The sequence below is a fragment of the Thermomonas sp. genome (assembly GCF_020850895.1).
GTDB lineage: Bacteria > Pseudomonadota > Gammaproteobacteria > Xanthomonadales > Xanthomonadaceae > Thermomonas.
Genome location: NZ_JADZDS010000078.1, coordinates 1 through 23,865, shown reverse-complemented (window position 1 = coordinate 23,865; position 23,865 = coordinate 1). Strand labels below are relative to the sequence as shown.

Genomic DNA, 23,865 nt, shown 5'->3' with positions numbered 1-23,865 from the left:
CACGGGAATCAAACACTTGGGTGATTGATTCCCGGTCGACCGTCCATGGTCGGCAGGCAACGCCGACGAATTCAGCGTTGCCCTAAATCAGCGTTGCCCGAGATTCCGGTCGAGCCCTCGTTGTGCGATCCAGTGGGTCGACGGTGCGGGCATTCGTACCTGCCCGGTGGGGTGAAGCTCAGCGCTGTGCGGGACGTGCGCTGCGCGCCGGATCCTGTCGCGCAGCGACCGGCTTCGGAGTGGCCGCCGACCGTGCGCAGGTATCGCGGATCTGCTTGATCTGGCGTGGCACTGCGCCACCTTCGGGCAGCGCACTGTGGACCTGGATCAGCAATGCATCCAATTGCGCGGTGGCAAGGACGGCGTCATCGTCGCGGCACTGCGCTTCGGCCGCATAGGCCCCGGCCAGCCAAGAGGCCTTGTGCTGTTCGATGTCACCTTGGTTGCGTTGGCTTTGCGTGACCAGTTGGGCAATGGCGGCACTGTCGCCGTCCTGTGCGCGCAAGCGTTCCAGCGAAATCTCGGCGCGGCGGGTATGGGAATGGCCGGTGCGGTAATCCCGGGAGGTGATCCTCACGGCCTGTTCAAGGGCGGCACGCGCCGCCGTGCGTTCGCCCAACGCAGCAAGGATCTCACCGCGCAGGCGCTCACCATCGCCGACCAGCCCGTTGTCCACGCCGAACTGACGGGCGCGCAGCTGGATCGATTCCAGCACCGGTTCCAGTGCTTCGCGTTCGTGTCGGGCATCGTGCAGGATCATGGCGAGGTTGTAGAGTCCATTGGCAATCGCCACGGGGTTTCCGGACTTGCGCCAGGCAGCCACGGCCTGCCGCTGGAAACGCAGTGCGCGCTCGATATCGCCACGCTCCCAGGCGACGATGGCAAGGCTGTTGTAGGCGCGCGCCATGTCGGGATGGTTGGGGTCGAGTCGAGTGCGCATCCAGGCCGTGGTGTCGAGGAAGATCACTTCCGCTTCGTTGAACCGGCCAAGGTCCACGTACAGCGCGGCCAGCTGGCGGCTGGCGTCGATGGTGGTGCGGTGGCTGCGTCCGTGCAATTCCTGGGCCAGCGCAAGTGAAGCGCGGCAATCGCGCAGGGCGTCGTCGAGTGCGTCGGTTGCGCGTTCCAGCATGCACAGCGCGCGACGCATGTCGATGGCCATCGGATGGTGGTCGCCGGCGCGCTGACGGAGCTGGTCCAGCGCCAACTTGAGCGTGCGGATTGCCTCCTCGGGCCGGCCGGCATCGGATTGCAGGATGGCCAAGTCGAGTCTGGCTTCGGCAACGCCGCCAACATCGTCCTCCTTGCGCCGCAATTCCAGTGCGCTGGTAAACAGCCGTCTTGCCGCGTCAGCTTCGCCTTGGTCGCGATGGCATCGTCCCAGCTGCGAGTAGAAGCCGGCCACCACCAGCGCAAGCTGCAGTTCATTGCGGCGTGCCGAGGGTTCCAGTGGCTGCATCTGGAGGGTGCATTGGGCGGACTCGCCCAACTGCTGGTGGACGTTTCCACGCAGGGTTGCGGCCTCCAGCCGCAGGCCGTCGGGCGCATCCGGCAGTTGCGCGAGCAGCCGAGATTGGCGCTCCAGCAAGTCTCCGGCTTCGCGGTAATCGCCCAGCCCCAGGCGCAGCCGTGCGACGACGCCATAGAGTTCGGCGCGAGCCTGCGGCTGCCGCGCGAGGCTGCGCTCGCCGCGCAGGATGCCCATGTCCAGCAGGCTGCGGACGTCAATGGGCGTGTTGGCCGAACTGCCGGCGTCCTCGAACAGTTCGGTGACGAAATGCTGCATGGCTTGTGCGCGATTGGCTTCGCGCAGGGCGCGCTGTGCTTGCCAGCTCACCAGGCCGAGCGCAGACACCAGCACGACGAGGATGGCTGCGGTGGTCGCCAGTCCCCAGCGATGCCGATAAATGTATTTGCGCATGCGGTAGCTGACGCTCTCGCCGCGTGCGATGACGGGCCGCCCATTCTGGTAGCTGAGCAGGTCCTGCGACAGTGCTTCGGCCGACGAATAGCGCTGAGAAGGTGCCTTGGCCAGCGCCTTGAGGACGATGTTGTCGAGGTCGCCGGACAGTAACTTGGCAAGCCGGGCCGGGGTGTATGGCCGAACCTGCTCGACCGCTGCCCGGGCGGCTGCCAGCGAAGGCCGCATGGGCTCGCCTTCGATGATCGCTTCTTCCCACTCGGCGTCGGTCTCGCGCTTGAGTCGATAGGGTTTGCTGCCGGTCAGCAGTTCGTAGAGCACGACCCCGAGCGAATAGACGTCGGTCATGGTCGTCACCGGCTCGCCCCGGATCTGTTCCGGCGCTGCGTAGTGCAGGGTGAAGGTGCGCACACCGGTGCGGGTCTGTTCGACCGGGACCGGCTCGGCATCCAGCAGCTTGGCGATGCCGAAATCGAGCAGGCGCACATGCCCGGCCGGGGTGACGAGGATGTTCGACGGTTTGAGATCGCGGTGGACGATCAGGTTGGCGTGGGCATGGCTGACCGCGGTGCAGACGTCACGGAACAGCGCCAGCCGCGCGGGGATATCGAGCTGGCGCGTTTGGCAGTAGCTGGCGAGGGGCTCGCCCTCGACATACTCAAGTGCCAGATAGGGTTGGCCGTCGGTTGCGCTGCCGGCGTCGAGCAGGCGTGCGATGTTGGGGTGTTCGAACCTGGCGAGGATTTCGCGCTCGCGGATGAAGCGCTGGTGCAGGCGTGGGTCGGCAAGGCCGGGACGAAGCAGTTTGAGCGCAACCTTGCGTTCGTACAGTCCGTCGGCGCGTTCGGCCAGCCACACTTGGCCCATGCCCCCTTCGCCAAGCAGGCGTTCCAGCCGGTAGGGTCCGATCCGCGATCCGGGGATTGGCCCGCAGGACATCGACAGGGCAGGTGTGCCGAGAAAGTCCGGGGTTTCAGCATCGAGCTGGAGCAGGTGTTCGAGTTCGGCCGCCAGCGTGGGGTCCTGCTCGGACAAGGTGCGCAAGTGTTCCGAACGCGCGTCCGGATCCAACTCGAGCAGTGCATCAAGCAGGGGAGAAAGGCGTAGCCAGCGTTCGCTGTCCATGCGCGCGTGCGCTGCCGGCGGTCAGGCCGCCGGCGCCTCCCCCAGCGAGGCGAGCAGGAACATGCGCGCCTTTTGCCAGTCACGCCGTACGCTGCGCTCGGAGCGCTCCAGCAGGGCCGAGATTTCAAGTTCCGACAGGCCGGCGAAATACCGCAACTCCACCACCTTGGTCAGGCGCGGATCGACCGATGAAAGCCGTTCCAGGGCGCGATCGAGGCCGAGCATGTCCTCGTCCAGGCTGAAGCCTCCCTCGATGTCATCCGGCAGGTCGGTGACGCGGTGAAGGTCGCCGCCGCGCTTTTGTGCCAGCCGCTGGCGTGCGTAGTCGACAATCACCGAACGCATCGCCGAGGCCGCGTAGGCGAAGAAATGCGAGCGGTCGTCGAACTGGATCGCGCCCGGCTCGCGGCCGATCAGTTTCAGGTAGGCCTCGTGCACCAGCGCGGTGGCATCCAGCGTATGCCCCTGCTGCTGGCCAGCCAGTTGTCGACGCGCCATCCCGTGCAATTCTTGGTAAAGCGTGGCGAGCACGCGATCCATCGCCTCGCGGTCGCCGCCGCGTGCGGCATCGAGGAGGACGGTGATGTCGCCGGAGGAAGTCATCAATGCTCGCGGTTTCGCCGGTGGATTGCGCGACTATAGCGAATGTGGCCGGATTGCGCCGGATTCAACGTTGGCAGCGCACGCACCAAACCGTCGCCCGCTGACTGATGCTGGCCTGCCTGAGCGCGTGGCCGCAGCGCGGGCAGGGCTGGCCGCCGCGGCCGTAGGCCAGCAATTCCTGTTCGAAGTAGCCGGGTGCGCCGTCGGGACTGATGAAGTCGCGCAGGGTGGTGCCGCCGCGGTCGATGGCGCGTTGCAGGATGCGCTTCACGGCCTCCGCCAGCGCCACGTAGCGTTCATGCGCGACCTTGCCAGCGGCGCGCACGGGTGAAATGCCCGCCATGAACAGGGCTTCGGCGGCGTAGATGTTGCCGACGCCCACGACCACCGATTGATCCATCAGGAAGGCCTTGACCGGCGCCTTGCGCTGCCGGCTCAGCGCAAACAGATAGTCGCCATCGAAGGCGTCCGAGAGCGGCTCCGGGCCGAGTTTGGTCAGCAAGGGATGCACGTCGCCGGCGGCTTGCCAGAGCAGGCAACCGAAGCGACGTGGGTCGTTGAAACGCAGCACGGGGCCGGCGTCACTCCGGTCCTGTCCGAGCACGATATCGACGTGGTCGTGCGCGCGGACCGGCGTGTCGGCCGGCAGGACCCGCAGGCTGCCGGACATGCCCAGGTGCAGCAGCGCACTGCCTGCGTTGGTGTCCAGCAGCAGGTACTTGGCACGCCGGCGCACGGCGGTGATGCGCTGCCCCGGCAGCAGGTCGGAGATTTCCTGCGCGATCGGCCAACGCAGGTCGGGCCGGCGCAACAGCACGCGGGTGACGCGGCGGCCTTCGACGTGCGGGCTCAGGCCGCGGCGGGTGGTTTCGACTTCGGGCAGTTCCGGCATGCCTGCATTGTCGCCCCTGTCGCTACAATCCGGGGATGAAGACGCTGCCGATGCTCCTGCTCCTGCTCGCCCTGCCTGCGTCCGCCCAGGTCACCCGCACCAGCGATTACCTCGCGCGCATGGATGCCGATGGCGATGGCAAGGTGTCGCTGGCCGAATACCAAATCTGGATGAGTTACGCCTTCGATGCCATGGACCGCAATCGTGATGGCCTGCTGACGCCGGACGAACAGCCGGGTGGCCGCGGCAAACCCATCACCCGCACCGAGCACCAGCAGGTCCTTGCTGCGCGTTTCCGCAAGCAGGACCTGAACCACGATGGTTTCCTGAGCGCGAGAGAGCTGGCGGCGCCGCCGCAGTAGCGCGAATCCAGTTGCTGCAAACTAGGCGGAATACAGCAACGTATTGATGAGATTACACGATCATGAGGTGGTCACGGGATGGCGGTAGTCGGCACATTCAAATTCATTGCAAGCCACCCACTTTCTCGTGGGCACATGTTGCGATCGATGGTTCGATTCCTCCGTTGGCAGCTCGGTAGTCGTCTCATCTCCGGAGCAGTGGTACACGAATGGGTCAATGGTTCGAAGTTTCTGGTGCGCAAGGGTGAAACCGGCCTGACCGGGAACGTCTACTGCGGGTTGCACGAATTTTCGGACATGGGGTTCCTGCTGCATTTCCTGCGCGACAGCGATTTGTTTGTCGATGTGGGCGCGAATGTTGGTTCATACACCATCCTTGCCTGTGCAGCGGTCGGTGCGGCAGGTGTGGCGTTCGAGCCAATCCCCGGGACGTATACTCGACTCGTCGGCAATCTGCGCCTGAACAACTTGGATGACCGCGTGACTCCGGTGAACATGGGCGTTGGTGCAAGCGCCGGCAGCCTCTTGTTCACAAGTGATCTTGACTGCGTCAACCATGCGCTCGCCGCGGGGGAAGTTCAGGAAGATGCAACACGCGTCGAAGTGACGACGCTGGATGCAGCGCTTGCGGACAAGGCACCGATCTTGATCAAGATTGACGTTGAAGGCTTCGAGACGCCTGTCCTGGAGGGTGCTACCGAGACCTTGTCCAGTCTTTCGCTGAAGGCCGTCATCATGGAATTGAACGGCAGTGGCGCACGTTACGGATATGACGAAGGGCGTATCCTGCGCTGGATGCTGGATGCTGGGTTCGAGACTTACACCTACGATCCAATCCGGCGCGAATTGAACGCGTTGGAGGGCAAGAATGCCGAGTCCGGCAATACTTTGTTCATTCGGGACTTGGAATTCGTCAAACATCGGCTGGCCACGGCACCTGCGGTGTCCTTGCAAGGTCGCCACTTCTGACTGGGCGCCAACGAGCTGGCCGCACCACCGCAGTAAGTTCTGCGCAAGTCTGTCGTGCAAATGAAATCGCCCGGCAGTGCCGGGCGATTCCTTATCCAGAACGCGAAGATCTCACCAGATCCGCACGCGGTCCTCGGGCTTGAGGTAGAGCTTCTGCCCCTCCTTCACGCCGAAGGTGGCGTACCACGCATCGAGGTTGCGCACGGTGAGTGAACGCCACTGGCCGGGGGCGTGCTCATTGCCCACCACCTGCGAGCGCAGCGCGGCTTCACGTGCCTTGGTACGCCAGGCCTGGGCAAAGGCAAGGAAGAAGCGCTCGTCACCGCTCAGCCCGTCGATCACCGGCGCAGGCTTGCCGCCCAGCGACGTGTGATAGGCGACGAACGCCGCCTGCAGGCCGGACAGGTCGGCGATGTTTTCGCCCAGCGTCTGCCTGCCGTTGATGTGCAGGCCCGGCAAGGGCTCGTAGGCATCGTACTGGGCGGCGAGGCGGTCGGCGGCGGCCTTGAAATGGGCGGCGTCTTCCGGCGTCCACCAGTTGTGCAGGCGGCCTTGGGCGTCGAATTCGGCACCGAGGTTGTCGAAGCCGTGGCTGATCTCGTGGCCGATTATCGCGCCGATCGCGCCGTAGTTCGACGCTGCGTCGGCCTTGGGATCGAAGAACGGCGCTTCCAGAATCGCGGCCGGGAAATTCATCGCGTTCTGCACCGGCAGGTTGACCGCGTTGACCGTCTGCGGGGTCATCCACCATTCGTTCGGATCCGGGGCCTTGCCCAACTTGGCGCGCTGGTGCTGGAATTCGAAGGCATCGGCTCGCATCATGTTGCCGAGCGCATCATCCGGCTTGATTTCGAGCGTCGCGTAATTGCGCCAAGTCTCCGGATAGCCGACGTTGACGCGCATGTTCTCGGCCTTTTCCTTGGCCATCTTCTTGGTTTCCGGGCTCATCCAGGTCAGCCCATCGACGCCGTCGCGGAACGCGGCGAGGATGTTGTGCACCATGTCTTCCACCTGCGCCTTGGAACTGGCCGGGAAGTACTGGCGCACGTAGAGCTGGCCGACGGCATCGCCGAGATCGCGATTGGTGGCGGCGAGCGCGCGCTTCCAGCGATCACGCTGGGCGGTGGTGCCGGAGAGTTGGGTGCCGTAGAAGCCGAAGGCGAGGTCGGCGTAGGCCTTGGGCAGCAAGGGCGCGTAATGGTTGATCGCATGGAAGCGCAGGTAGTCCTTCCATACCGCAAGCGGCTGGCTGGCGACCAGCGCGGAGAGCTTGCGAATGGCATCGGGTTGCCATGCCACCAGCGTCGTCTGGTTGGCGAGGCCGGCGGCGTTGAAATACGCGGCCCAATCAATCCCCGGTGCCTGCTTGCCGAAATCGGTCACCGGCCACGGGTTGTTGGCCTTGTGGATGTCCTGGGTATCGACGATGGTCGCCTGGGCATGGGCGATCTTCATTTCCAGATCGAAGATGGCCTTGGCCTTGGCTTCCGCATCGGCCTCACCGGCCTGCTTGAGCAGGGCCACCATGTAGGTCTTGTAGGCAGTGCGATGGGCCACCATCGCTGGATCGTTGGACAGGTAGTACTCGCGGTCGGGCATGCCGAGGCCGCCCTGCAGCAGATAGCCGACATTCCGCGAATGGTCTTCAAGGCCGGCGGCGACGAACAGGCCGAACAGGTTCTCGGTGTAGTAGTTGGTGGCATTGATCGGATCGACGTCGGCGCGCAGGGTGCTGCCGAGGTAGCGCGACAGACCGGACAGGTCCTGGATGCCAGCGACCGCATCGAGGCTGGGCTTGAGCGGCGTCAGTCCGGCCGATTCGATCGCCGATTCATTCATGAACGCAGCGTAGTAATCGACGATCCTGCGCTCGTTGCTGCCGGCGGCGGGATTCTCTTTCTGCAGCGACTGCATCAGGTCGGAGAGGCGCTTCTCGGCGCGCTCGAACACGGTGTAGAACACGCCGGTGCTGGCGCGGTCGGCCGGAATGTCGGTGGTTTGCTGCCAGTGGCCATTGGCGTAGGCGTAGAAGTCGTCGCCGGCGACGACGCTCTTGTCCATGCCGGCCAAATCGATGCCTGACGTCGGTGCGGGCGCGGGTGCCGCCTGCGCGGCAGGCGGTGCATTGCTTGCGGGCTGGCAGGCCACGAGGGCGAGGCCGGTGGCGGCGCACAGCAGGGCCAGCGCCAGCGGGGCGGGCCGGAGGGAAGTGATCTTCATGCGGGGTTCCTTGTCGAATGGAAGCCAGGATAGGGTGGCGGGCGGTCGCGCCGCGACCAGTGCAGGAAGTCAGGCGGCAAGCGTGACGCGATCTTAACCCCGTGATGCCACGCGCTGCGGCACACTGGGGCATACGGCAATCCCAAGGAGTTTCGGCGTGGACAAGGATTTTTACCCTGTCGATCCAGCAACCGCGGCGTGGGCCAACCTCGACCGCGCCGGCTACCAGCGCGATTACGCCGAATCGCTCGCCGATCCGGTCGCGTTCTGGACGCGGCAGGCCAAGCGCCTGGACTGGGACCGCTTCCCGACCCGGATCAAGGACGTGAGCTTCGATGCCTACGATTTCCGCATCCGCTGGTTCGAAGACGGCGAGCTCAATGTCAGCGTCAATTGCCTGGATCGTCATCTGGCGACGCAGGGCGACACGACCGCGCTGATCTTCGAGCCCGACGATCCGGCCGCGCCGGCCGAACGCATCAGTTATCGCGAATTGCATGCGCGGGTGTGCCGGCTCGGCAATGCGCTGCGCAACCTCGGCGTGGGCAAGGGCGACCGGGTGACGATCTATTTGCCGATGATCCCCGAGGCGGTGGTTGCGATGCTGGCCTGCGCGCGGATCGGCGCGATCCACATGGTGGTGTTCGGTGGCTTCGCGCCCAATTCGATCGCCGACCGCGTCGCCGACTGCAACAGCAAGCTCATCATCACCGCCGACGAAGGCTTGCGCGGTGGCAAGCACGTGCCGCTGAAGGCCAATGTCGATGCCGCACTCAAGCTGCCCGGCACGCAGGCGGTGGAAACCGTGCTGGTGGTGCGGCATACCGGTGCTGCGGTCGAGATGCAGATGCCGCGCGACCGCTGGTTTGATGCGGTGGTGGACGGTCAGCCGGAGACGTGCACGCCCGAGAACATGAACGCCGAAGACCCGCTGTTCATCCTCTACACCTCCGGCAGCACCGGCAAGCCCAAAGGCGTGCTGCACACCACCGGCGGCTACCTGCTGTGGAGCGCGTACACGCACGCGTTGAGCTTCGACCTGAAACCGGACGATGTGTACTGGTGCACCGCCGACATCGGCTGGGTCACCGGCCACAGCTACATCGTCTACGGGCCATTGGCGAATGGCTGCACCGGCGTGCTGTTCGAAGGCGTTCCGAACCACCCTGATTTCTCGCGCTTCTGGCAGGTGGTCGACAAGCACCAAGTCAGCATCTTCTACACCGCGCCCACCGCGATCCGCGCCCTGATGCGCGAGGGCGATGGCCCGGTCAAGGCGACCTCGCGCGCCTCGCTGCGGGTGCTCGGCAGCGTCGGCGAGCCGATCAATCCGGAGGCGTGGCGCTGGTATCACGACATCGTCGGTGAGGGCCGCTGCCCGGTGATCGACACCTGGTGGCAGACCGAAACCGGCGGCATCCTGATTTCACCGATACCCGGCGCCACCGACCTCAAGCCCGGCTCGGCCACCTTGCCCTTGCCCGGCGTGCGGCCGGCGCTGGTCGATGCCGAAGGCAAGCTGTTGGACGGCGTGGCCGAAGGCAACCTGGTGATGCTGGATTCCTGGCCGGGGCAGATGCGCACGGTGTATGGCGACCATCAGCGCTTCATCGACACCTATTTCAAGGCCTATCCGGGCATGTATTTCAGCGGCGATGGCTGCCGCCGCGATGGTGATGGCTATTACTGGATCACCGGCCGCGTCGATGACGTCATCAATGTCTCCGGCCATCGCATCGGCACCGCCGAGGTGGAAAGCGCGCTGGTGCTCAACGACAAGGTGGCCGAAGCGGCGGTGGTTGGCTTCCCGCACGACCTCAAGGGTCAGGGCATCTATGCCTACGTCACCCTCAAGGCTGGCATCGCGGAAAGTGAAGCCCTGCGCAAGGAACTGATCGCCTGGGTGCGCAAGGAAATCGGCCCCATTGCGACGCCCGATTTCCTGCAGTGGGCGCCAGGCCTGCCCAAGACCCGCAGCGGCAAGATCATGCGCCGGATCCTGCGGAAAATCGCCGAGAACGCACCCGACCAACTCGGTGACACCAGCACCCTGGCCGACCCGTCGGTGGTGGAATCGCTGGTGAAGCACCGACGCGAGGCCTGAGCCGCGCTGCCAGAGGCGCTGGCGTCGAGTTGAACCGTGGCGGAGGTTTGCGGACCCGGCGTGTGCTTACGCCGCCGGATGGACGGGGATGACCGGTGGCTCGTGGAAGCGTACGTAGATCCCTCGCCATTGCGCTTCACAGCGTTCCACGGCGGCCACGCAGCGCGGATCGAACTGGCTGCCGGCATGGGTGCGCAGGTAGTCGAACCCTTGGTCCAGCGACCACGCCTGCTTGTAGGGACGTGGGTTGGTCAGGGCATCGAACACATCGGCCACCGCCACGATCCGACCCGCCAACGGGATGGCTTCGGCCGCCAGTCCGCGTGGGTAGCCGCTGCCGTTCCAGCGTTCATGGTGGCAGTTGATCACGTCGCACAGCATTTGTGCATGGCGGTCGTGGTCGAGGTCGAATTCGCGCAGCATCACCGCGATCATTTCGCCGCCTTTCTGCACATGTGATTGCGCGAGGGCGTATTCCTCTGCGGTGAGCTTGCCCGGTTTCTGCAGGATGTGGTCCGGAATGGCGATCTTGCCGATGTCGTGCAGGCCGGCGAACTGGAACAGGAACTCGATGTCTTCATCGTCCAGCCCCGCGTCGGGGCCCAGCGCCGTCGCGATGGTGCGGGTGTAGTGGGCCACGCGGCTGACGTGGCCCGCGGTTTCCTCGTCGCGGTGGCGACCCAGTTCACGGGTCAATGCCACTGCGCTGCGCAGGGCACGGGTGCTGTACAGCTCGCTGGAAATCAGCGATGCGATGAGCTGCGCGTAGGTGTCCAGCTCAATCCGCATGTCTTGCCGGAAATAGCCCGGTTGGGCGGAGTCGAGGCACAGAAAGCCCAGCAATCGGTTGTGTGCATACAGGGGGCTGGTGTAGCTGGAACGGTAGCCGGCGGCGAGGCTGCGGCGGGCGCACTCGCCCGGCGGATCCGCCAGCGCGTCCAAGTCATCGATCGTGCGGCTCAGATGCCTGTGATGCAGGTCCATCAGGGAGGGCACGTCGGCCAAGTGCATCTGGAATCGATCCGGCGGCATTGTGCCGTCGGGGCTGAGCATGAACGTGTTGAGTTGATCGCTTTCGGGGTTGTATAGGGCGATCCCGATGCGATCCACGTTGCCCATCTGGCCCTGGATGCGGGTGTGCAGGTCTGCGATCTTCTTCCCCAGCGTGTCGTTCTGCATCCCACACCCTCCGTCCCCGCACGTGGGGACCACCTGACGGCCCTGGCGAGAGCATAGCGCGCCGGGGCGATCATGAACCTCGTCATATCAGCCCGATCTCGACGTCCCGAACCCTCCGGGTCGTGTGGACGCAGGGGCCGGCCAGGAGTTCTGCCTGACGGCACGACGATGTCCGGTTCCTTGATCGAGTGGAATCACCCGCTGCACACTCAATTGCCCCGGTTGGGGATCGTTGGCTGATAGGGATACTTTCCGTTGTTTTCCAGGGACCATTCGGAGGTCGTCCAGTCACGAAGAAATGAACCCGCTTCGACACGATCGGCCGGGCAAATCTCGCATTGGGCCAACGCCGGATAGGCCCGCTGGATTGCGTCGACGGAGCTGCCGCGGTCCCTGAACCTCCAGGCGTCGAGGAATTTTTCGCGGATGCTCTCAATGGAATAATCGTCAAGCTCCAGTTCGGCGATGTAGTTGCCGATCTTGTAGGCCGACCGGGAGGCGGGAGGATCGATCGAGCGATAACTGGCGAAGTCCGCGTAGTACCCTCCTGCGGTCTGAACTGGCCAAGGCAGGTTCAGCATGGTCGCCACGTACCCGTACATGATGTCGTTGCCGACATGTTTCGGAAAACAGTAGCCGAACAAGCGAAACGTCGGACCGCCGATCGGCGGGAGGTCTGCGCAGGGGCCGGACGGGCAGAGCACGTCAGATTCGGAGATTTCAGCATCCCTGCTGATGCCGGGTCGACGGGCAGGCCTTGCCATGAGGTCGATACTGCCGCCGTTGCGGGCCATGAACCAAACTGCATCCCAGAGGCCAGTTTCCGAGTCTGGAAGCTGGAGGACGCGATCGCGTGCACGCTTGATGGATTCGACATAGGCCGCCGTGACATCCGGACCGCAATAACATGGCGCGGTCGTACTCGAACTCGAACTGCCGTCGGGCGCAGAGTGTTCCGTGGTCGCGAGCTGGTTCGCTCGGTTCTGCCCCTCCTTGGTGGGCGCATCGACGACCGTCGTGCCGGCTTCAAGCCCATGGACGACCCGTGTCCCTGCGCCATCTGCCGCCTCGAGCAACACCACCGCGCCGGCGAAGGTGTCGTCTTGCGTCTGCTGCGGTCGTTCCTGACCGGGCTGGGAATCCCTGCGCCCCTGAGACAGCAGAGTGCCAAGCACGATGGCGCCACCGACACGGCCCAAATCACTGCCTTGCCCGGAGCGGCGATCGTCTTCACGACCATTGCCGTGGGTGGGCACTTCCCTGTCGTCGCGGGGGTGTTCTTCGGACGGAGGGTGGTGATCGCGGGGAGAGTCGTCGCCCGGATGCGGGCGTTCCTCTGCATGTTCATCCTGGTCACCACGAGCCCTGTCGCGGTCGCCGGCCAAGGCCAGTCCAAGGCCCAACGCCAGCGCGGCGCCACGGCGTCCTGACCGACGGTTATCGCTGGGCTCGATTCGCTCCAGCCGCTCCCGCTCCTCCGCGCCTACCGAGTCCATGACGTCGCCATACCTCAGGATGACGAGGCGCAGGAGGGGGAGATTGGGAACATCAAACAGGATGCGCTCCCCCGGGCGGAGCCGCGCGCTTCGGTAGTAATCCTCTTCGCCCGCTGCCCTTCGCGTGAGCGTGAGGATCAACTCGTCGGGGCCGACGTTGCGCAGGTTGACCCCGGAGAGCGCGGCTCGGTCGATCGGCGTGATCGGTATCGCCGGGTCATGCTCGCCGACGCGAATTGACTGGGCAAGGCTCCCTGAAGCCGGGAACAGCAGGAAGATTCCTAGCAGCGTGGTCTGGATGCGCACGAAACACCTCCTTGGGCGTGAAGGCGATCCAGGGAGCCACCTGCTGAAAGTGACCGAACCCCCGGCGACAGGCCAAGGGTTCGGCAGTTTTCTGGGTTCAGGTGCCGCCGTTGCCACCACCGCCGGTTGGCGGGGTCGTTGGCGGTGTCGTCGGAGGTACCACCGTCACGCGATGGTTCCGCGTGCTGGCATAGCCCCCGCTGACTGAAGCGCCCTGGGTCAGGAAGTCATAGCTCAATAGGGCACCGACGTTCGTTCCTTGATAGCCGAAGCCCACCGGGATGCCGATCTTCTGGTTGGAATTGGGATAGAAACTGATCCCCGCCGCAACGATGGCGTGGTCACGCCGTTGCGTCGAAGTGGCTTGGATCGTGAAGCCAATCCCGGCGTCGGAACCGAACCCATAGGTGATGCCGACGAAGGCGCCTACGTTTTCCGCGTGTGCTGTTGATGCCATCGAAGCCAGGAAAGCCAATGCGAGCCACTTCTTCATGCGGGAGGATCCTTGGGTCAGGTTGGGTTAGGCACGGGACAACCGTCCGAACGGACGTCCGACCCTGCCACAATAGGCTTGGAGGAGAACAGGTTTCAACCCGTCAATGGGCCCATGCGTTTTCCGGGCACAGGGTGGATTCAGAATCCGTAGCGCAGGAACCCGCCGTCCACCGCGATGCATTCGCCGGTGACGTAGCTGGACGCCGGCAGGCACAGGAAGGCCACCGCCGCGGCCACCTCCTCGGGTTCGCCGACGCGGCCGATCGGCGTGCGCAGCAGCACTTCGTCGAGGTAATCGGGATCGGCCAGCTTGCTGCTGGTGCGGCGGGTGCGGATGTACCACGGCGCCACCGCATTGACGCGGATGCCGTCTTCAGCCCATTCGATGGCGAGGTTGCGGGTCATCTGGTGCAGCGCGGCCTTGCTCATGCCGTAGGGCGCGCCGGTGCGGACATGGATCAAGCCGGAGACGCTGCCGACATTGACGATGCTGGAGTTGGCGTGTTTCGCCAGCAACGGGTGGGCGAGGCGACTCAGTTCGAAGGCGGAAAACACATTGGATTCAAAGATCCCGCGCCACTGGTCTTCGCCGTAGTCCAGTGCCGGGCGGGTGAGGTTGCCGCCCGCGTTGTTGACGAGGATGTGCAGCCCACCCCGGTCACTGGCCCAGTCGATGATTTCGCTGCGCTGCTCCTCGTCGGTGACATCGGCCGGCAATGCCAGCACCGCATCCTCGGGGCCGGGGAATTCGTCCTCCAGTTCGGCACGCGCCGTTTCCAGTGCTTCGGCATCACGCGCCACCATCAGGACTTGTGCGCCGAAATCGAGCAATTCGCGGCAGATGGCGAAACCAATCCCGGCACTGGCGCCGGTGACCAGCGCGCGCTGGCCGGAAAGAGTCCAGCGGTGTGATTGCATGGGGCTTGCGCTCCGGACGTGGCAATGGACGTAGGATAAGTTACTGCCTGCCAGGAGAACGGCCGTGCGAATCCAGTGGATGCTCCCGTTGCTTTGCCTGTCGCTGGTTGCCTGCAGCCCGGAGCCGGCGCCGCAACCGGCCCGGACTCCGGAACCACAGGCGGCGTCCCCGGCTGCAGAAGCCGACACGACGTCGCCAATCAGTGAAACCGCCAACGGCTACAAGGACGCGGCGCGCAATGCCGCCGCGCAAACCGAAGATGCGGCGGCGCAAGAGAAGGCGCAGCTGGATCAGGCAGCGCAGTAATCCTTGGCGTGCGGCTTACTGCGGCAAGCTGCAGAAGCAGTACGCCAATGCAGTGACGTGGCCACGGCCTTGCTGCGCAAGTGCGTTGCGGACGAAGTGCAGCAGCGCGGGCTCCCGCGTGCGCGCGACCAGCAAGGAGGCCAGCGGGCCGGTGTCTGCGAGCAGGTTCGCACCGACCCGGCTCTCCAGCATGGTGTCCAGCCACTGCGGCAAAGCCTTTCCGCCGGCTTCGATCCAGCGCGTCTGCCATGCGTTCGGTTTGCCGAGCTTGGCGCGTGCAGCGGCGTCGGCCACGGCTTCGCGCAGGCCGCCGAAGGCATCCACCAGCCCGCGTTCCTTCGCCTGCGCACCTGACCACACGCGTCCCTGTGCCACCGCCTCGATCTGCGCCAAGCTGCGCCCGCGCGCCTTGGCCACGCGCCCGGTGAAGTCGCGGTAGCCCTTGTCGATCACGGCCTGGATGGTGTCGGCCATGGCCGGATCCAGCGGCCGGGTGATATCGAACGCGCCGGCGAAGGGCGCGGTGGCCACGCCGTCGGTGTGCACGCCGACGCGGTCAAGCGTGCGGTCGATGCTCGGGAACAGGCCGAAGATGCCGATCGATCCGGTGATCGTCGACGGGTCGGCATAGATGCGGTCGGCATTCATGCTGATCCAGTAGCCACCGGAGGCGGCGACATCGCCCATCGACACCACCACCGGCTTGCCGTCCGCCTTCAATGCCGCCACAGCACGGCGGATCTGCTCGGAGGCGAAGACTTCGCCGCCTGGCGAGTTCACCCGCAGGACCACCGCCTTGATGGCGTCGTCAGTGCGCGCCTGCTCGAGCAGGTCGACGGTGGAATCGCCGCCGATCTTCCCCGGCGGCAGCGTGCCGCCGGCGATCTCGCCTTCGGCGACCACCACGGCCACCGCCGGCCGTGCGTCGGGCCGGGCGCTGTCGACTGCAAGGCGGGCGACGTAATCGTCCAGCCCGATCTGCCGGAAACCGCCTTCCGCATCGGTATCGGCGGCACCGCGTTCGCCCAGAAGGGCATCGACTTCCTCGCGCGTCTTCAGGCCTGTCACCAGCTTGTGGTCCAGCGCGAGCCGGGCAAGATCGCCCTGCGCGGCCACCGCGTTTTGCGGCAAGGTGTCGGCGTAGGCCTTCAAGGCACTGGGTGGAAGCCCGCGCGCCTTGCCGACGTCGGCGAGCATGCGCTGCCAGATGTCGTTCATCCAGAACAGGTCGGCTTCCTTCGCCTCCGGTGAGGCCGCGTCGAGGATGAAGGGCTCTGCGGCGGACTTGAATTCGCCGACCTTGAACAGGCGGACATCGACACCGAGCTTGTCCTGCAGTGCGGTGCGGAAATACTGCCGGTAGGAGGCCAGACCCTCGAGCATGACCCCACCCTGCGACATCGGATCGAGGTAGATTTCATCGGCCTGCGCGGCCAGCATGTACTGGCCTTGCGTGTAGTTGTCGCCGTAGGCGATTACCTGCTTGTGTGCCGCGCGCACGGCGGCCAGCGCAGCGGCCACGTCGCGCAGCGAGGCGAAGCCGCTGGGGCCAAGCTCATCGAGATACAGCGCAACGCGTTTGATGTTTGGATCGGTGCGGGCGGCGTCGAGCGCGGACAGCAGGTCGCGCAGGCGCACTTCCCGGCAGCCATCGGATTCACTGTTTCGCGCCATGAATCGGCTGAACGCATCACAGGTGAATTGCTCGACGATCTGGCCACGCGGGGCAATCACCAGGGTGGTGTTCGCCTCGATCGACGCCAGTTCGCGGTCGTGCAGGAGTGCCGCCAGCAGGATCACGAGGACGAGCAGGAAAAGCAGGTTCAACACCAGTCGACGGGTGAAGTTGACGGCGTTCCAGACACCGATGACCAAGCTGGCGATCGGGCCGTGGCGGCGGGGTTCGTTCATGGCGGGTTCCCGGCGGCGGGAGCCGCTGGCAGGCAAAGGATGGCGTGGATTTTAGCGGTTTGCGGGCCGCGGCTCATGCGGCATCGGTCATGGTGACGATCCATCCGGTGATGCCGCCTCCGGCAGCACGATGGTGCGGCTGCTGTTCCGGAAGCGGAAGGCGAGCAGGACCGCCGCCATGCTGAGACCAGCGGTCAGGCCCAGCCACATGCCACGGGGTCCCCAGCCGAGGCCCAGGCCCAGGCCGGCGCCAATCGGCATGCCGACACCCCAATAGGCGATCACCGCCAGCCACATCGGCACGCGGGTGTCCTTGAGTCCGCGCAGGGCACCGGCAGAGACCACCTGCACGCCATCCGGGAACTGGAACAGCGCGGCGTACAGCAGCAGCGAGCCGCCCAGGGCAATCACCGCGGGATCGGCGCTGTAGAGGCTGGCCACCGCGCCGTGGCCAAACAGCAGCAGCAAGGCCGAGGCGGTCTGCGTGCACAGCATCAGCGCGAAGCCGGCGAAGGCCGCACGGCGCAGCCCGTCGCGGTCGCTGCGTCCGAATGCGTGGCCCACCCGCACCGTGGTGGCTTCAGCGATCCCGAACGGCAGCATGAAGCACATCGACGCCACGTTCAGGGCCACTTGGTGTGCGGCCACCTGCACTTCGCCGAGACGGCCGATCAGCAGCGCGGTGACGGCGAACAGCCCGCCTTCCATGGTGATGGTGACGCCGATGGGCAGCCCGGTGCGCAGCAGCTCGCGCTGCGTGTGCCAGCGCGGCCAGTCCCATTGCGCGAACAGGCGCAGGCCGGCGAAGCGCATGCTGCGCGCCAGATACAGCGCGAAGCCCAGCGCCTGCAGCCAGAACATCAGGCTGGTGGCGAGACCGATGCCTTCTGCGCCCAACTCGGGGAGCCCGAACAGTCCATTGGTCAGCACGTAGGCGACCGGCGCCAGCACGCACAGGCCACCGAAGCCCAACAGCATGGTTGGCAGCGACCAGTGCATGCCGTCGCTGAGGTAGCGCATGCACAGGTACAGGGTGAAGGCGGGAATGCCCCAGCGCACGGCGTTCAGGAAGGCGGTGACCTCCGGCACGATCGCAGGCGTGATCCCCATCAGGCCCAGCAATTGCGGTGCCAGGCTGAGCAGGGCGAACAGCACCAGCCCAAGAAACACCGCCAGCCACAGCGCCTGTCGGAACAGTGGTCCAATGTCGGCGCGCCGACCTGCACCGTCGAGTTGCGATACCGCCGGCGGCAAGGCCATCAAGGTGCCCATCGGCGCCAGCATCGGCAGCCAGAACAGCGCCGTGCCCACCGAGACCGCCGCCAGCGTGGCGGTGCCGTGGTGGCCTGCGATCAGCGCGTCGACGAAGCTCACCAGTCCGGACGAGAGATGCCCGGCCGCAAGCGGTCCGGCAAGGCGGGCCGTCCGGCCCACTTCGCGGCGGAAGTGGGAGCGAGTTTCAAGGGTATGCATGATTCGAAGACATGGCGCGCTGGCGCGGCCGCGCGCGGCCTGTCATTTTATCCGCATGCAGACCGAAGCCGAATCGACACCTGCGCCCACAGCGGAACCACAGCCGCGTTGCCGCAACTGCAATGAGGTGCTGCATGGCCCGCATTGCCATGCCTGCGGGCAGCCGGTCAAAGGCCTGATGCGTCCGCTGGGCAGCGTGCTCGGCGACCTGCTGGACAGCGTGTTCGATTTCGATGCGCGCATCGTCCGCACGCTGCTGCCCTTGTACCTGCGGCCTGGCTTCCTGAGCGTGGAGTATTTCGCGGGTCGGCAGGTGCGCTATGTCACCCCGTTCCGGTTGTTCTTCTTCCTCGCCGTGCTGGCGTTCTTCGTGGCGCGGATGACGGTGCAAGTTGGCGGCCCCGACAAGAACGCCGGCATGCAGGACGCCTTCGCGCAGGTGAGCACGGTGGCAGCGGTGGTGAAGCTGCGTGACGAGCAATTGGCGCAACTGGAACAATCGCGACGGGACATGGCCGGTTCGGCCAGCGCCATCGGTGCGGCCGGCATCCAGGTTGCCGAGCAGCACATCCGCGATGCCGCCGATGCACGCATTCGTGCACTTCAGGGCAACAGGGCTGGAGCCGCATCACCCTCGCGTTCGGCACCGGAACACGAACCCGCCGTGGTGGTCGGCGGCAAGCCGTGGGACGCCACCAAGAACCCCATCGCCATCGCCTGGCTGCCGGGCTTCGCCAACCGCTGGCTCAACGCGCAGGCGCAGCGCGGCAGCGACAACGTGGCCCGCCTCGAACGCGATCCGGGTGCGTTCAAGGATGCGGTGCTCTCGGTCATTCCCACCGCCTTGTTCGTGCTGGTGCCGGTGTTCGCCCTGCTGCTGAAGTTGGCCTACCTGTTCAAGCGGCGGCTGTACATGGAGCATCTGGTCGTGGCCCTGCACAGTCACGCCTTCCTGTGCCTGTCCTTGCTGCTGATCCTGTTGGCCACGGTGCCGGCATCCACCTTCGCGCCGGACGGTACCTGGCTGAACACCCTGTTCGGCGGCGTGATTGCACTGTTGCTGGCGTGGACGCTGGTCTACCTGCTGCGCATGCAAAAGCGGGTGTATGCGCAGGGCTGGCCGATGACCCTGCTGAAGTTCGGTGCCCTGGGTGCGGTCTACACCATGCTGCTGGGCGTGGCGGTGACGGCATCGGCCCTGGTTGGATTGGTGGAAATGTGAGCGCCGTCGTCGTCTACGAAGTCAACATCGATCTGGACGCGATGATCGCGAGCGAATACCGCAACTGGTTGCGGGCCCATGTCGATGACATCCTGGCGCTGCCGGGCTTCATCGATGCGCGGGTGTTCGATGTGCCCGATCCCGCCCCGGCCGCAGGCCGCATCGCGCTCTGCGTGCACTACCGCTTGCGTGACGCCGCCGCCTTGCAGGATTACTTCGACCAGCACGCGGCGCGCCTGCGTGCCGACGGCATGGCGCGCTTCGGTGGCGGCTTCACCGCCACCCGGCGGGTGCTGCAACCAGCCTGATCGAAATTGCAAAAGTGTGCTCTGGCTGGGCAAGGCCAATTCGGAGTCCAGCGCCTCGTTCTGCAGGATGCATCAACGCAGCAGGCGATCCTTCAGCCACGCGCTGCGCTGCGACGACGGCAGGGCGAGCAATTGCTTGCGCAGTCCGGCGCGGTCCTGCGGTGGCGTGGACTGCGCCAGCCGTGAAAGCGTGTCGATGTCTTCCGGCGTCGCATGGCGCAGCAACGCAAGCAGAGCGTCGCGCTGGGATGGCTCGTCGAAGGCGAACAGTGGTGCGACCTTCGGCCACGATGGACCCAGCGTGGGCCCGAGGTGCCAGCCGCGCTGGGCGTCGAAGGATTGGCTGGCGTAGCGCGCGGTGAGTGCGTTGCGTTGCGGGTCCGGTAACGCGTCGAACCGCGACGCGGTTTCACGCAGCGTGTTGCGTTCCGTCTCCGTCAGCGCCTGCCATTCGGCCCAGGCCCCGCGCTCGTCGCTGCGCTGTGTCGGTGACTCCAGGATCGGCGTGCTTGCGGCGGGCGGCGCAGTGGTGCCGTTCATGGGCGCTGCCGGCAACGGCTCGCCGCTGGCGGCCAGCCACGACAGCAGGGGCAGGCGATGGGCCAACGCGAGATCGACCGGATCGGCGTGCAGGGCACGATCGGGATCGAGCGCGGCATCATTCGGATCGAAGCGTGCCTTCGGCGGCGCTGCCGCGGGCAGGGCTTCGGCATGGATGCGGCCGCGCCAAACGTCCAGCAGGGCGCGGCCACGCGGGTGCAGCCACAGGCCCGCGGCCATGCCGGCGATGAGCAGGAGGACGAACAACGCCCGCCAGGCTGCACGTCGACGTGGTGGCTTGGTGGCGGCAACATCGACCGTCCGGTTTGCGGTGGCGGCCGGTTCGCTGCGTGGCTCGCTGCGGTTCTGCTCGATCGGTGGAGAGGCCGCTTCGCCGGCTTCGGGAAGCTGCTCCAATGCCTGCTGCGTGGCATCGCGCCAGCCGCGCCAGATCGCCAGGTCGAGTTCACCTTGCGCATCGCGTGGCAAGGCGCTGCGGATGCGTTGTTGGTAGTCCTCGACACCGAGGCCGAGGGCGGTGGCTGCATCGGCATCCTCCAAGCCCGCGGCCAGGTGCAGCAGCACCGCCGCACGCTGCGACGGCATCAGCCGTGCGATCTCAGGCAGCACGTCGCTGCGGTCGCCATCGCTGCGGCGCTGGCCCATTGCTGGCACCGACAGCAGCAGGCGCCAGTATTGCATCGGCCATTGCGCGATCGGCCATTGCCCGGCCTCCGATGCGAAGACCTTCGCCGCGACGATCAGGGCGGTCTGCGCCGCCCCGGAGTCGCCGGTCTGCACCAGTGCCAACAGTCGGCCACGCCGATCCACCCCGCGCAGGAAGGCGGTGACGGCCGCCGGTGGTGAGGGGGCGGAAGGACTCCGGTTCATGGCGAACGGGTGGGCACGGGCCATCTTATAGCGGCCTCGGCCGTGTGAAGAAAAGGCTTGACAGTCCACCCGCAGGCGGCTCCGCAAGCACTGGCGCGGGTTGCGGGCCGAACCAGTTGTGCACAGCCGCATGGATCGCGTGCAAGGGCGGGGGTTTCACGCCAGAAGTCGCATTCGTAAAGTCTGTTTCACACTTAAGTTATTGATTTTTAATAAATCACCCGGGTTGGCGTTTTTTTCGCCAGTCGACACGTGAAGACCATGACGTGCGCCTCCCGCAACCGGATCGGATTGGAATGCACAGAGTTATCCACAATTCGTGTGGATAAAGGGCTTTTGCTTGTCAAGACAATCACTTGGCGATGATTCGTGAGCAAGTTCGCAGCAACGTAGTGCAACCGGGCGGCTTTGGTCGCCAGCCAGTTCACCTACGGCAACGGCATCGTGCACACGATGACCCAGAACGCCCGGCAACTGCCCAGCAAAGAACAACGCCAGCTACGCCTTCGACTACGGCAACCGGCTGCGCACCACCGCGAACCAGAGCTACCGCTACGACGCCCAAGGCCGCCGCGTGCGGCAGGACGTGGCCGGCGGGCAGCTGCAATACAGCCAATACGCCGCCGACGGCCGGCTGGTCTGGCAGCGCGACGAAACCACCAACCAGCGCATCGCCAACGCCTATCTTGCCGGCAGCCTGCTGGCCGTGATCAGCCGCCCGCTGACCGGCAACACCACCACGATCCGCTATCTGCACACCGACGCCCTGGGCTCACCTATTGCCAAGACCAGCGCGAGCGGCGCTATCATCGAGATCAGCGAATACGAACCCTATGGGAGGTTGCTGAACCGGGCCAACGACAACCGTGCGGGGTATACCGGGCATGTGATGGATGCGGTGAGCGGGCTGACGTATATGCAGCAGCGGTATTACGATCCCGCTATCGGACGGTTCCTGAGCGTCGATCCTGTCACCGCCAACAGCAATCCGGTGGGGGCGTTTAATCGGTATTGGTATGCCAATAACAATCCATATCGATTTACCGATCCGGATGGGCGGAAATGCACAACAACAGATGGTAAGGACAGTTGCACGTTTGATGAATTTAGAGACAAGGAAGAGAGAAGGGTCACTAGAGACGAGGCGCTGGGCGGAAAGCTTTCCCAAGTTTTTGGCCGAGGGCGTAGGATACTCAGTGCAGAACGGGCCATGACCGCGAAATATTCTAGAGCCAGAGCTCTAGCTGCTCAAAATGGCGCGGTTACCATCAAGGGAAGTCCTTCTCTAGGGATTGCTGACAGAATGGTAAGTGGGACTGCGATTGTTCGAAGCATGGAAACAATCACCACTATTACATACGCAGGGCCGTCGCCTGACGATACCGCCAACGTAAGGGAAGATGGTGGCGTACCATCGACGCACGACGGATCCCCTTCTCCGGGCCCGATGATATTCTGGAACGACGGAGCTAACGTAAATGTTGGGACATTGTTTGGCCATGAAATCCTTCACACAATCTACTCTGGCATTGGTGAGCCAAATCGTGGTTGGGCAAACCCGGATTATCTATTGGAGCATCAGGTTCCGTTCAACGATGCGGCCAATAGCTTTTGAAAGGCGCCAGGGAGGGAGCGGGTATTTCACTTTGCGCGCGCTCCTTTTTGGCTCGATCTTGGCTTCAACGAGCTGCGCGTCGCTTGGCGGATTCAACTGGAATTATGAGCCTTCGTCGTTTGCTGACAAAATGGGAATGAGTGGCTGTGCAATATCAATCCCTTTAACTTCGAATCAAGTTATAGAAGGCTCCAAGCTAATGGGCAACCCCTCTCCAGAAACGCACGGCGGGTGGATAAACATGATGGCCGAATTTCGGGAAGGAGATCAATTGCGGTATGTGAATTGCTCCGGAGTCAAGGGTACGATCGGCACTGTATTTTATGCCTTGATTCGAAATAACGTGGTTATTCTTAAGTTTGCCCCAATGCTCTATTAACCGGAAAGAACAGGGAGCAGATCAATGGTGTCTGGATCAATGGGGTCAGAGTCATTGATTTCGGCGAAATCAATGACTCTGACCCCATTGATCCGGGCGTGAGAGGTTAAGAAATTTAACGCCAGAAATCTATAGATCTCAAGATCTGCTTTTAAACAACGCATATGATTGGGTTTTCAGGGAGGGCAAATATGTCAAGACTGAATAATCCCATAATTGCAATATCGAAACTGTTCTTAGTATGGGGCGTTGCATATGCGTTCGGATGGACAGCTGCCTACTCCTGGATTATGGGTGCTGATTATAAATTCTATTTTTCATATTTGAAGCTTGTTTGGTTTGGCGGGGGGCTTGAGATACCATCATTTGTTCAACTAATTGCGTTAATAATTTCAATTGCGCTTACAGTCGGTATTATCATTACTTCTTTTTATCTTAAAAAACGCACAAGAACCTAAAAATACAAAGACGCCCGGAGGATCAATGGAAAAATAGAAAAAGGAAAAAACTAAGGACACCCACAATTTCTGCGCGATTCTTGATAGCCACCGAGTCTTCCCCTGAGTTGCTCCGTTTCGTGCAATAGCAGCGCCCGCATCAGCGGTGCCGAAAACCCGTCGCCCACGCTT

Annotated in this window: 19 protein-coding genes; 7 read left to right on the top strand and 12 right to left on the bottom strand. The window is 64.3% G+C overall.

Going from position 1 to position 23,865, the window contains the following annotated elements; translation table 11 throughout:
* Window positions 1–178: 178 nt before the first annotated feature.
* The 3 genes from IT472_RS07210 to mutM all read right to left on the bottom strand — a co-directional run bounded on the left by IT472_RS07210 (window position 179) and on the right by mutM (window position 4,541).
* The gene (locus IT472_RS07210) at window positions 179–3,046 is read right to left on the bottom strand and encodes a serine/threonine-protein kinase (RefSeq protein ID WP_297180388.1); all 2,868 of its coding nucleotides are present in this window, start codon (window positions 3,044–3,046) and stop codon (window positions 179–181) included.
* Window positions 3,047–3,067: 21 nt separating this feature from the next.
* Window positions 3,068–3,649 carry an ECF-type sigma factor gene (locus IT472_RS07205; protein WP_297180386.1) on the bottom strand — a complete coding sequence of 194 codons (582 nt, stop codon included), beginning with the start codon at window positions 3,647–3,649 and terminating at the stop codon, window positions 3,068–3,070.
* A 64-nt stretch (window positions 3,650–3,713) separates the two neighbouring features.
* A complete protein-coding gene (gene mutM / locus IT472_RS07200) occupies window positions 3,714–4,541 on the bottom strand; it encodes a bifunctional DNA-formamidopyrimidine glycosylase/DNA-(apurinic or apyrimidinic site) lyase (RefSeq protein ID WP_297180384.1) in 828 nt (275 codons plus the stop codon).
* A gap of 35 nt (window positions 4,542–4,576) precedes the next feature.
* Between mutM and IT472_RS07195 the strand changes: the two genes are divergently transcribed.
* Both IT472_RS07195 and IT472_RS07190 read left to right on the top strand, forming a co-directional pair.
* The gene (locus IT472_RS07195; RefSeq protein WP_297180382.1) at window positions 4,577–4,903 is read left to right on the top strand and encodes an EF-hand domain-containing protein; all 327 of its coding nucleotides are present in this window, start codon (window positions 4,577–4,579) and stop codon (window positions 4,901–4,903) included.
* A 78-nt stretch (window positions 4,904–4,981) separates the two neighbouring features.
* Window positions 4,982–5,872, top strand: coding sequence for an FkbM family methyltransferase (locus tag IT472_RS07190; protein ID WP_297180380.1), 891 nt, complete (start codon window positions 4,982–4,984; stop codon window positions 5,870–5,872).
* A 111-nt stretch (window positions 5,873–5,983) separates the two neighbouring features.
* Here the strand turns inward: IT472_RS07190 and IT472_RS07185 are convergent, their stop codons facing one another.
* Window positions 5,984–8,086 (bottom strand): M13 family metallopeptidase, encoded by a 2,103-nt coding sequence (locus IT472_RS07185; protein ID WP_297180457.1) that lies wholly within the window; start codon window positions 8,084–8,086, stop codon window positions 5,984–5,986.
* Between the two features lie 163 nt (window positions 8,087–8,249).
* On the opposite strand from IT472_RS07185, the gene acs reads away from it, so the two are divergent.
* A complete protein-coding gene (acs, locus tag IT472_RS07180; protein WP_297180378.1) occupies window positions 8,250–10,196 on the top strand; it encodes an acetate--CoA ligase in 1,947 nt (648 codons plus the stop codon).
* Between the two features lie 66 nt (window positions 10,197–10,262).
* Here the strand turns inward: acs and IT472_RS07175 are convergent, their stop codons facing one another.
* The 4 genes from IT472_RS07175 to IT472_RS07160 form a co-directional block, all read right to left on the bottom strand.
* Complete coding sequence (locus tag IT472_RS07175) at window positions 10,263–11,375, bottom strand: HD domain-containing phosphohydrolase (RefSeq protein ID WP_297180376.1); 1,113 nt, start codon at window positions 11,373–11,375, stop codon at window positions 10,263–10,265.
* A gap of 209 nt (window positions 11,376–11,584) precedes the next feature.
* Window positions 11,585–13,177, bottom strand: a complete 1,593-nt coding sequence (locus tag IT472_RS07170; protein WP_297180374.1) for a hypothetical protein — start codon at window positions 13,175–13,177, stop codon at window positions 11,585–11,587.
* Between the two features lie 97 nt (window positions 13,178–13,274).
* Entirely contained in the window at window positions 13,275–13,670 is a 396-nt protein-coding gene (locus tag IT472_RS07165) for a hypothetical protein (protein ID WP_297180372.1), read from the bottom strand.
* 140 nt (window positions 13,671–13,810) lie between these two features.
* The gene (locus IT472_RS07160; RefSeq protein WP_297180370.1) at window positions 13,811–14,590 is read right to left on the bottom strand and encodes an SDR family oxidoreductase; all 780 of its coding nucleotides are present in this window, start codon (window positions 14,588–14,590) and stop codon (window positions 13,811–13,813) included.
* A 64-nt stretch (window positions 14,591–14,654) separates the two neighbouring features.
* On the opposite strand from IT472_RS07160, the gene IT472_RS07155 reads away from it, so the two are divergent.
* Window positions 14,655–14,897 carry a hypothetical protein gene (locus IT472_RS07155; RefSeq protein WP_297180368.1) on the top strand — a complete coding sequence of 81 codons (243 nt, stop codon included), beginning with the start codon at window positions 14,655–14,657 and terminating at the stop codon, window positions 14,895–14,897.
* Between the two features lie 15 nt (window positions 14,898–14,912).
* Here the strand turns inward: IT472_RS07155 and sppA are convergent, their stop codons facing one another.
* The gene (gene sppA / locus IT472_RS07150) at window positions 14,913–16,808 is read right to left on the bottom strand and encodes a signal peptide peptidase SppA (protein ID WP_297180366.1); all 1,896 of its coding nucleotides are present in this window, start codon (window positions 16,806–16,808) and stop codon (window positions 14,913–14,915) included.
* 87 nt (window positions 16,809–16,895) lie between these two features.
* Window positions 16,896–18,281, bottom strand: coding sequence for an MATE family efflux transporter (locus tag IT472_RS07145; RefSeq protein ID WP_297180364.1), 1,386 nt, complete (start codon window positions 18,279–18,281; stop codon window positions 16,896–16,898).
* A 55-nt stretch (window positions 18,282–18,336) separates the two neighbouring features.
* On the opposite strand from IT472_RS07145, the gene IT472_RS07140 reads away from it, so the two are divergent.
* Together IT472_RS07140 and IT472_RS07135 are read left to right on the top strand one after the other, a co-directional pair.
* Window positions 18,337–19,503 (top strand): DUF3667 domain-containing protein, encoded by a 1,167-nt coding sequence (locus tag IT472_RS07140; protein ID WP_297180362.1) that lies wholly within the window; start codon window positions 18,337–18,339, stop codon window positions 19,501–19,503.
* Window positions 19,500–19,811 (top strand): DUF4286 family protein, encoded by a 312-nt coding sequence (locus IT472_RS07135; RefSeq protein WP_297180361.1) that lies wholly within the window; start codon window positions 19,500–19,502, stop codon window positions 19,809–19,811. Before IT472_RS07140 ends, IT472_RS07135 begins: the two co-directional genes overlap by 4 nt.
* Window positions 19,812–19,883: 72 nt before the next feature.
* Here the strand turns inward: IT472_RS07135 and IT472_RS07130 are convergent, their stop codons facing one another.
* The gene (locus tag IT472_RS07130) at window positions 19,884–21,242 is read right to left on the bottom strand and encodes a hypothetical protein (RefSeq protein ID WP_297180359.1); all 1,359 of its coding nucleotides are present in this window, start codon (window positions 21,240–21,242) and stop codon (window positions 19,884–19,886) included.
* A gap of 574 nt (window positions 21,243–21,816) precedes the next feature.
* On the opposite strand from IT472_RS07130, the gene IT472_RS07125 reads away from it, so the two are divergent.
* Complete coding sequence (locus tag IT472_RS07125; protein ID WP_297180357.1) at window positions 21,817–22,857, top strand: RHS repeat-associated core domain-containing protein; 1,041 nt, start codon at window positions 21,817–21,819, stop codon at window positions 22,855–22,857.
* A 771-nt stretch (window positions 22,858–23,628) separates the two neighbouring features.
* Here IT472_RS07125 and IT472_RS07120 read toward each other — a convergent pair.
* The coding region (locus tag IT472_RS07120; RefSeq protein WP_297180355.1) for a hypothetical protein at window positions 23,629–23,865 on the bottom strand (237 nt) is incomplete at its 5' end.

What these genes read in the sequence shown, in the direction of transcription:
- sppA (WP_297180366.1), bottom strand. Translation starts at nt 16,808, where the DNA reads ATGAACGAACCCCGCCGCCACGGCCCGATCGCCAGCTTGGTCATCGGT.
- IT472_RS07130 (WP_297180359.1), bottom strand. Translation starts at nt 21,242, where the DNA reads ATGAACCGGAGTCCTTCCGCCCCCTCACCACCGGCGGCCGTCACCGCC.
- IT472_RS07205 (WP_297180386.1), bottom strand. Translation starts at nt 3,649, where the DNA reads ATGACTTCCTCCGGCGACATCACCGTCCTCCTCGATGCCGCACGCGGC.
- mutM (WP_297180384.1), bottom strand. Translation starts at nt 4,541, where the DNA reads ATGCCGGAACTGCCCGAAGTCGAAACCACCCGCCGCGGCCTGAGCCCG.
- IT472_RS07195 (WP_297180382.1), top strand. Translation starts at nt 4,577, where the DNA reads ATGAAGACGCTGCCGATGCTCCTGCTCCTGCTCGCCCTGCCTGCGTCC.
- IT472_RS07160 (WP_297180370.1), bottom strand. Translation starts at nt 14,590, where the DNA reads ATGCAATCACACCGCTGGACTCTTTCCGGCCAGCGCGCGCTGGTCACC.
- IT472_RS07190 (WP_297180380.1), top strand. Translation starts at nt 4,982, where the DNA reads ATGGCGGTAGTCGGCACATTCAAATTCATTGCAAGCCACCCACTTTCT.
- IT472_RS07145 (WP_297180364.1), bottom strand. Translation starts at nt 18,281, where the DNA reads ATGCATACCCTTGAAACTCGCTCCCACTTCCGCCGCGAAGTGGGCCGG.
- IT472_RS07140 (WP_297180362.1), top strand. Translation starts at nt 18,337, where the DNA reads ATGCAGACCGAAGCCGAATCGACACCTGCGCCCACAGCGGAACCACAG.
- IT472_RS07175 (WP_297180376.1), bottom strand. Translation starts at nt 11,375, where the DNA reads ATGCAGAACGACACGCTGGGGAAGAAGATCGCAGACCTGCACACCCGC.
- IT472_RS07210 (WP_297180388.1), bottom strand. Translation starts at nt 3,046, where the DNA reads ATGGACAGCGAACGCTGGCTACGCCTTTCTCCCCTGCTTGATGCACTG.
- IT472_RS07165 (WP_297180372.1), bottom strand. Translation starts at nt 13,670, where the DNA reads ATGAAGAAGTGGCTCGCATTGGCTTTCCTGGCTTCGATGGCATCAACA.